The organism is Streptomyces anandii JCM 4720, assembly GCF_014650655.1.
Classification (GTDB): Bacteria; Actinomycetota; Actinomycetes; order Streptomycetales; family Streptomycetaceae; genus Streptomyces; species Streptomyces anandii.
Window position 1 is genome coordinate 80,221 of the sequence record NZ_BMVJ01000010.1, and the last position, 7,687, is coordinate 87,907.

A 7,687-nucleotide genomic window follows, 5' to 3' on the forward strand; every position below is an offset into this window, starting at 1 on the left:
GCGAGGGCATCACCGGCATCCACCTCACCGTCGAGGGCACGGTCCCCGGCATCGACAACGACGCGTTCACCGCCGCCGCCGAGGAGGCCAAGAAGAACTGCCCGGTCAGCCAGGCCCTGGCCGGCACGACGATCACCCTGGACGCGAAGCTCGCCTGAGGCGATCCGCCCTCCCACCGGTGCCGCGCCCCGCGACAGGGGGCGCGGCACCGGCGTTTCCGCGACCACCTCGACCCCCGGCCCGCCCCTATCGACACACGGGGGTACGCGGCATTGACAACGGCCCACTCAAGTTTTGTGCTGGAAGTCTGGAAGTACAGCAGGCGCCCTCGCGGAAGGGGACGGAAGATGGCACGTGCGGTCGGGATCGATCTCGGAACGACGAACTCGGTGGTGGCCGTGCTGGAGGGCGGTGAGCCGACCGTCGTCGCCAACGCCGAGGGCGCGCGGACCACACCGTCGGTCGTGGCGTTCGCCAAGAGCGGCGAGGTCCTCGTCGGCGAGGTCGCCAAGCGGCAGGCCGTGACGAACGTGGAGCGCACCGCCCGCTCCGTCAAACGCCACATGGGCGACGCGCACTGGCGCTTCCCCGAGCAGGGCTCCGTGGACGGCACCCGCTACCGGGCCCAGGAGCTGTCCGCGCGCGTGCTCCAGAAGCTCAAGCGGGACGCGGAGGCGTACCTCGGCGAGGACGTCACCGACGCGGTGATCACCGTGCCCGCCTACTTCGACGACGCCCAGCGCCAGGCCACCAAGGAGGCCGGGGAGATCGCCGGCCTGAAGGTGCTGAGGATCATCAACGAGCCCACGGCCGCGGCCCTCGCCTACGGCCTGGACCGGGGCGAGGAGCAGACCGTGCTGGTCTTCGACCTCGGCGGCGGCACCTTCGACGTGTCCCTGCTGGAGATCGGCGACGGCGTCATCGAGGTCAAGGCCACCAACGGCGACACCCACCTCGGTGGCGACGACTGGGACCAGCGGGTCGTCGAGCACCTCGTCAAGCGGTTCAAGGGCCAGTACGGCATCGATCTCGGCCAGGACAAGATGGCGCTGCAACGGCTGCGCGAGGGCGCCGAGAAGGCGAAGATCGAGCTGTCCTCGTCCTCCGAGACGACCATCAACCTGCCCTACATCACCGCCTCCGCCGAGGGCCCGCTGCACCTGGAGGAGAAGCTGACCCGGGCCCAGTTCCAGGAGCTGACCGCCGACCTGCTCGACCGCTGCAAGACGCCCTTCCACCAGGCGGTCAAGGACGCGGGCGTCAAGCTGTCCGCCATCGACCACGTGATCCTGGTCGGCGGATCCACCCGGATGCCCGCCGTCACCGACCTGGTGCGCGAGCTGACCGGCAAGGACCCGCACAAGGGCGTCAACCCCGACGAGGTGGTGGCCGTGGGCGCCGCCCTCCAGGCGGGCGTGATCCGCGGCGACGTCAAGGACGTGCTCCTCCTCGACGTCACCCCGCTGTCCCTCGGCATCGAGACCAAGGGCGGCATCATGACCAAGCTGATCGAGCGCAACACCACGATCCCCACCCGGCGTTCGGAGATCTTCACCACCGCCGCCGACAACCAGCCCTCGGTCGGCATCCAGGTCTACCAGGGCGAACGCGAGATCGCCGCGTACAACAAGAAGCTCGGTGTCTTCGACCTCACCGGGCTGCCGCCCGCCCCGCGCGGGGTGCCGCAGATCGAGGTCGCCTTCGACATCGACGCCAACGGCATCATGCACGTCTCCGCCAAGGACCTCGCCACCGGACGCGAGCAGAAGATGACCGTGACCGGCGGCTCCGCGCTGCCCAAGGACGACATCGACCGCATGATGCGGGAGGCCGAGCAGTACGCGGAGGAGGACCGCAAGCGCCGTGAGGCCGCCGAGACCCGCAACCAGGCCGAACAACTCGTCTACCAGACCGAACGGTTCCTCCAGGACAACACCGACCGCATCCCCGCCGGGACCAGGACGGAGGTCGAGGAGGCCACCGCCGAGGTCAAGACCCTGCTGGAGCAGAACGCCGACACCGCCGCGCTGCGCACCGGGGTGGAGAAGCTGGCCTCCGTCAGCCAGAAGATGGGCCAGGCCATGTACGCCCAGGCCCAGCAGGCCCAGGACGCGGGCGCCGGGCAGGACGCCGCCGCGCACGAGCACGAGCCCGGGCACGAACGCGACGACGACGGCGTGGTGGACGCGGAGATCGTCGACGACGAACGCGACACCAAGGGGGGCGCCGGCGCCGCCTGACCGGCGCGACCCGCGACCGCGTCGCGCCGGCGACTCACGTCGCACCCGCGACCGGCCGGGCCGTCGCCCACGCGCAGACCGGCCGGGCCACCGCCCACGCGCAGACCGGCCGGGCCACCGCCCACGCGCAGACCGGCCGGGCCGCCGCCCTCAAGGGCAGCGGCCCGGGCCGGCCTCACGGCTTGACGGCCACCCCCGCGTACACCGGCACGATGCCCTCCTCCTGGGCGGCCACGTCGACCGGCTCCGGCCGCCACCCGGTGACCGGGATGATCCCGGGACCCAGCAGCCGCAGCCCCTCGAAGAACCGCGCGAACTCGGCCAGCGGGCGCGGGAAGAAGGGCGTGCCGCCCCGTCGGAACAGCGCGGCCGCCTTCTCCACCGCCTCCGGGTTCAGGTCCGGCGTCACCTGCGACAGGACCAGGTGGCTGCCCGGGGCGAGCGCGTCGACGTACCGCCGCAGCACGCCGTGCACGTCGTCGCCGTCGGCCTCGTCGCCGAGGTAGTGCGTCAGCGCGACCAGCGACAGGCAGACGGGCCGGGAGAAGTCCAGCGACTCGGCCGCCTCGCGCAGGATGGTGTCCGGCTCGCGGACGTCGGCGTGCACGTACTGCGTGCCGCCCTCGGCGGAGCCGTGCAGCAGCGCCTCGGCGTGCCGCAGCACGATCGGGTCGTTGTCGGCGTACACCACCCTCGACTCCACGGCCACCCCCTGGGCCACCTGGTGCAGGTTGGGCTCGGTGGGGATGCCGGTGCCGATGTCGAGGAACTGCCGTACCCCCGCCTCGGCGACCGTCCGCACCGCGCGGTGCATGAACCGGCGGTTGGCGCGGGCCCCGCGCACGGCGGTGTCGTCCACGGCGAGGATCCGGCGGGCCAGTTCCTCGTCCACCGGGTAGTTGTCCTTGCCGCCCAGCCACCAGTCGTACACCCGGGCCGGGTGCGGTCGGCTGGTGTCGATACGGGCGGGCGCGGCGTCGGATCCGGTCATCGCGGTGATTGCTCCTCGGCTTGGTCGGGGCGTCGGTGGCACGGGGATGAACTGTTCGGTGACTGCTCTCGGTGACGCGGGCGGGCGCTCAGTAGTTCTCGCGGCACTCCCTGAGCAGCTTGCGGGTGCGTTCGGCGGACGCGGCGCGCGCCGTCATGTGGTCGAGGACCTCCAGGTGGGTGGAGACCTCCTTGCGGGAGTCCAGGTACAGGGCGCCGGTCAGGTACTCGGTGTAGACCAGGTCGGGCAGCTCCGGCTCGGCGAAGCGGAACAGCGAGAACGGCGCGTACGTCCCCGGGTGGGGGCCGTCGCTGAACTCGGCCACCTGCACCGTCACCCGGTCCCGCTCGGTGTACTCCAGGAGCTTGTCCAGCTGGTCGCGCATCACCTGCCCGTCGATGCTCACCGGCCGCCTGAGCACCGTCTCCTCGATGATGACCCACAGGTGCGGGGCGTCGGCGCGCTCCAGCAGCTTCTGCCGGGCCATGCGCAGCGACACGTGCCGCTCGACCGCCTCGGGGCCGACCTGCCCGATGGTCCCGGCCTCCATCACCGCACGGGCGTAGCCTTCGGTCTGCAGCAGCCCCGGCACGAAGTGCGGCTCGTAGGAGCGGATCAGACGGGCCGCGCCCTCCAGGCTGACGTACAGGCTGAACCAGTCCGGCAGCACGTCGTGGTACCGCTGCCACCAGCCCGGCTGGTTGGCCTCCTCGGCCAGCGCCACGAACGCGGCGGCCTCCTCGTCGGCCACCCCGTAGGTGGTCAGCAGCACCTGCACGTACGGGATCTTCAGCGCGACCTCGGCCATCTCCATGCGGCGCACGGTCGCGGGGGCCACCCGCAGCACCTGCGCGGCCTCCTCGCGCCTCAGGCCGGCCGCCTCGCGCAGCTCCTGCAGCCTCCGGCCCAGCACCACCTGGCCCACCGTGGGCGCGGGCCGCCGTTCACTCATCCCACGCCTCCCCAGCCGCGCGCACGCCGTTCGTCAGCAGTGTGTCATGTGCCGCCGTGGCCCCATCAGGCCATCGTCGAATGAAGGTACTTGACGGTCGCCGGGTCGGCCGGCAGAAACGTCTCGATCGCCAGTTCGGCCACCGTCACGTCCATCGGGGTGTTGAAGGTGGAGATGGAGGAGACGAACGACAGCACCCGGTCCTCGTGCTCGATCAGCATCGGCAGCGCGAAGTACGGCACCTGCCCGGCCGGTTCCGGCAGCTCCCCGCCGGTGTCCGGCACCGGGTACGCGGCCACCTCCTCGTACAGCTTCCTCAGCTCCGGCGAGCGGTGCAGCGCGATCTGCCGTTCCATCTGCGCCAGCAGGTGCCCGCGCCACTCGGGCAGGTTGCGGATGCGCGGGGCCAGGCCCTCGGGGTGCAGGGTCAGCCGCATCGCGTTCAGCGGCGGCGCGAGCAGCGACTCGGGGACGCCCTCCAGCAGCATCGTGATGCCCCGGTTGGCGGTCACCACGTCGTACGTCGCGTCGACGACCAGCGCCGGATAGGGCTCGTAGCCCTGGATCAGCCGTTCCAGGCCCTCCCGCAGGGCGCCCAGGGCCGGGTCGTCCAGCGGCGTCTCGGGGTAGTGGGGGGCGTAACCGGCCGCCAGCAGCAGCGCGTTGCGCTCCCGGACGGGCACGTCCAGGTGCTCGGCCAGCCGGAGCACCATCTCCTCGCTGGGCCGGGAACGGCCCGTCTCGACGAAGCTGATGTGCCGGGCCGAGGATCCGGCGCGCAGCGCCAGCTCCAGCTGGCTGACTCTGCGCCGCTCCCGCCAGGCCCGCAGCAGCGGGCCGGCGCCCTGGCCCGGGGAAGCGACGGGGACTGCGGGGGACAGGGTGGCAGCGGTCGCGGTCTTGGCCATGAGCACGACCGTAGTCGAACAGGGGCGCGGACGGGGCGCCACCGGGGCGCCACGGGGCGGGCCGGACCCCGAGCGTTCCCCCGGGGAGCTCGTGACCAGGTGCGCCGCGGCGGTCCTGTGGCACGCTGAACGCAGGACGCGCCCTCGGGCGGTACCCAGGAAGGGAGCGACCCCATGCCCGTCGAACCGCTGTCGCAGAAGGAGATCGAGGACCGGCTGGCCGAGCTGCCCGGCTGGAGCCTCGACGGGGACCGTCTCACCCGTTCCTTCCGGCTCGGCTCGCACTTCGCGGCGGCCGCCATGGTCGTGCACATCGCCCGGGTCCAGGACGAGCTGGACCACCACTCCGACCTCACCCTCGGCTACAACACGGTCTCCCTCGGGGTGAACACCCACAGCGCCGGCGGCGTAGTGACCGAAAAGGACTTCGAGCTCGCCCGCCGCGTGCAGGAACTGGCCCCCGCTCACGGGGCCGGCTGAACGACGCGTCCGGGCCCGGCCGGGGGGAGCGGCGTGCTGGACTACGACGAGGAAGCCGAACGCTACGACGCCTCGCGCGGCGGCGAACCGAGAGCCGACGCCGCCGCCCGGGCGGTCCTCGGCCTGCTGCCGCCGGACATCCGGGACCTGCTGGACGTCGGCTGCGGAACCGGCATCGTCACCCGCCGGATCGCCGGGCGGCGTCCCGGCCTGCGGGTGACCGGCGTGGACCTGGCGGCGGAAATGGCCCGGCGGGCGGCCGCCCGGCTGCCCGGCGCCGTGGTCCGCGCCGACAGCCGCCGCCTGCCCTTCCCCGACGCGTGCTTCGACGCCGTCACCAGCGTCTGGCTGCTGCACCTCGCGCCGAGCGCCGAGGACGCCGGGGCCGCCGTCGCCGAGTGCGCCCGCGTGCTGCGCCCCGGCGGTGTGTACGTCACCACGGTCGACAAGGGGGCCTCCCACAACGTCGGCAGCGACATCGACGCCGTCCTGGCCTCCCGGCCGCGCGGCCCGGTCCGTGACGCCGAGGGCGCCGTGGCCGGGTATGCCGCCGAGGCCGGACTGGTCCCGGCCGGCCAGGAGCGCTTCCGCGGCCGGGGTCAGGGCCGCAGCCCCCGCCGCACCATCGCCGACCTGCGGCGCGGCTGGTTCGTGACGCTGCCGCCCGGCGACCCGCTCGCCGAGGGCTTCGCCGCCCGGCTGGCCGCCCTGCCCGACCAGGACCGCCCCCGCCCGGACCCGGTGTTCACCCTGCGGGCCTTCCGGAAACCGGCGGGCACATGAGGCGACGGCGCGCACGCGACCGGGCGGACCCCGTTCCCGCTGGGATCCACCCGGTGCGGCACGCGAAGCCGTAGCGGGGACTTATTCGAGCAGCTCCGCGTACGAGCCCATGGCGAGGGCCGTGTCCGCCTGGGCCCAGAACCGGTGGTAGGTGAAGACGGGGGCCGCGCCGCCCTCGAGATAGGACTCGATCTTCGACCAGGCCGGGTCGTTCTTGTAGAAGGAGCGGATCGAGGCGAACGTGGACGAGGAGTCGACCTTGTCGCCGCCCGGCATGGTGCCGCTCCAGCCGCTCGGCACGTACACCGCGTCACCGAAGCGGCTGTAGTCGGTGCGGGTCTCCGGGACGGCGACGCCCAGGCTGTCCCGGTGGTGGTCCCACACGCCGTCCAGCAGCGCCTTCGCCGTCGACTTGGCCCGACTGTCACCCGACTTGGCGCCGTAGTACGTCAGCACCTTGGCGTAGGCCGCCGTCACGCCCACGTCGTCGGTGTAGTCGGCGACGGTGACGTGCAGGCCGCTGTTGGAGCCGGGCGAGGAGGCGTCCCAGGTGTCGGGCTGCCCGGACCACTGGAGGGTGGAGGGGATCAGGTACGTGCCGTCCGGGTTGACCGTGGTCCTGGACAGCGCCCACTTCACCCACTTGTCCAGGACGGCCTTCGCGGTGGCGTTCCCGGTCTGCTGGTAGTACTCGGCGACCCGCTCCATCGACCAGGCCTGGAAGCCGAACCACTGGTTGGAGGGCGGGTCGTGGTAGACGGGCTGCCAGTCGTAGTACATGCCGTAGAAGGTCGGCGTGCCGGCCGGCGGGGTGGCGTAACGGCCCTGCCAGCTGTTGGTCGCGCCGCCCGCGATGGCGCCCTCGGACGACTGCAGCCACTGGTAGAACTCCAGTTGCCGCTGGAGGGACTTGGCCCAGTCGGCGGCGCCCGTGGCCGACTTCGGCTTCAGGTCGGCGTAGGAGCTGAGCGCGTACGCGGCGAGCGGGTTCTGGTAGCCGCCGTGGACGTGGCTGGAGCCGATGCGCCAGGCCCAGCCGGCCGAGGTGTCGGTGGCGCCGCCCCAGGCGTAGTACCAGGACAGCAGGTAGTGCGAGGCGTCCTTGCCGGTGCCGGCCGGGCAGGCGGAGGCCCCGACGCAGTTCCCGATCTTCTTGAAGTACTTGTCGTACATCGCGTAGCGCAGGTAGTCGCCCATCTTGGCCGCCTTGGCGACGGTGGCCGACACGTCACCGCCCTTGCCCTGCGCCCTGGCCCACACGTCCGCCCAGTACGCCGCCTGCACCGCGCGCGCGTCGGCGTCCGGCGCGTCGGTGTACTTCCACTGCCCGGCG

The 7,687-nt window shown here is 72.5% G+C and carries 8 protein-coding genes; 4 read left to right on the plus strand and 4 right to left on the minus strand.

The features are described 5' to 3' along the window. A partial coding sequence (locus tag IE249_RS37830) for an OsmC family protein (RefSeq protein ID WP_229858878.1) occupies positions 1 to 158 on the plus strand: 158 nt, incomplete at its 5' end. A 189-nt stretch (positions 159 to 347) separates the two neighbouring features. Continuing rightward, complete coding sequence (dnaK, locus tag IE249_RS19340) at positions 348 to 2,240, plus strand: molecular chaperone DnaK (RefSeq protein ID WP_189706146.1); 1,893 nt, start codon at positions 348 to 350, stop codon at positions 2,238 to 2,240. 175 nt (positions 2,241 to 2,415) lie between these two features. Here dnaK and IE249_RS19345 read toward each other — a convergent pair whose 3' ends face one another. The 3 genes from IE249_RS19345 to IE249_RS19355 all read right to left on the minus strand — a co-directional run bounded on the left by IE249_RS19345 (position 2,416) and on the right by IE249_RS19355 (position 5,091). Next, positions 2,416 to 3,231, minus strand: a complete 816-nt coding sequence (locus tag IE249_RS19345; protein ID WP_189706148.1) for an SAM-dependent methyltransferase — start codon at positions 3,229 to 3,231, stop codon at positions 2,416 to 2,418. A gap of 88 nt (positions 3,232 to 3,319) precedes the next feature. After that, a complete protein-coding gene (locus IE249_RS19350) occupies positions 3,320 to 4,183 on the minus strand; it encodes a Sco1979 family transcriptional regulator (protein ID WP_189706150.1) in 864 nt (287 codons plus the stop codon). A gap of 65 nt (positions 4,184 to 4,248) precedes the next feature. Next, a complete protein-coding gene (locus IE249_RS19355; RefSeq protein WP_189706152.1) occupies positions 4,249 to 5,091 on the minus strand; it encodes a helix-turn-helix domain-containing protein in 843 nt (280 codons plus the stop codon). Between the two features lie 174 nt (positions 5,092 to 5,265). On the opposite strand from IE249_RS19355, the gene IE249_RS19360 reads away from it, so the two are divergent. Then, positions 5,266 to 5,571, plus strand: a complete 306-nt coding sequence (locus IE249_RS19360) for a 4a-hydroxytetrahydrobiopterin dehydratase (RefSeq protein ID WP_189706154.1) — start codon at positions 5,266 to 5,268, stop codon at positions 5,569 to 5,571. Positions 5,572 to 5,604: 33 nt separating this feature from the next. Next, positions 5,605 to 6,354, plus strand: a complete 750-nt coding sequence (locus tag IE249_RS19365; RefSeq protein WP_189706156.1) for a class I SAM-dependent methyltransferase — start codon at positions 5,605 to 5,607, stop codon at positions 6,352 to 6,354. Positions 6,355 to 6,435: 81 nt separating this feature from the next. Here IE249_RS19365 and IE249_RS37835 read toward each other — a convergent pair. Continuing rightward, the coding region (locus IE249_RS37835; protein WP_308434373.1) for a glycoside hydrolase family 48 protein at positions 6,436 to 7,687 on the minus strand (1,252 nt) is incomplete at its 5' end.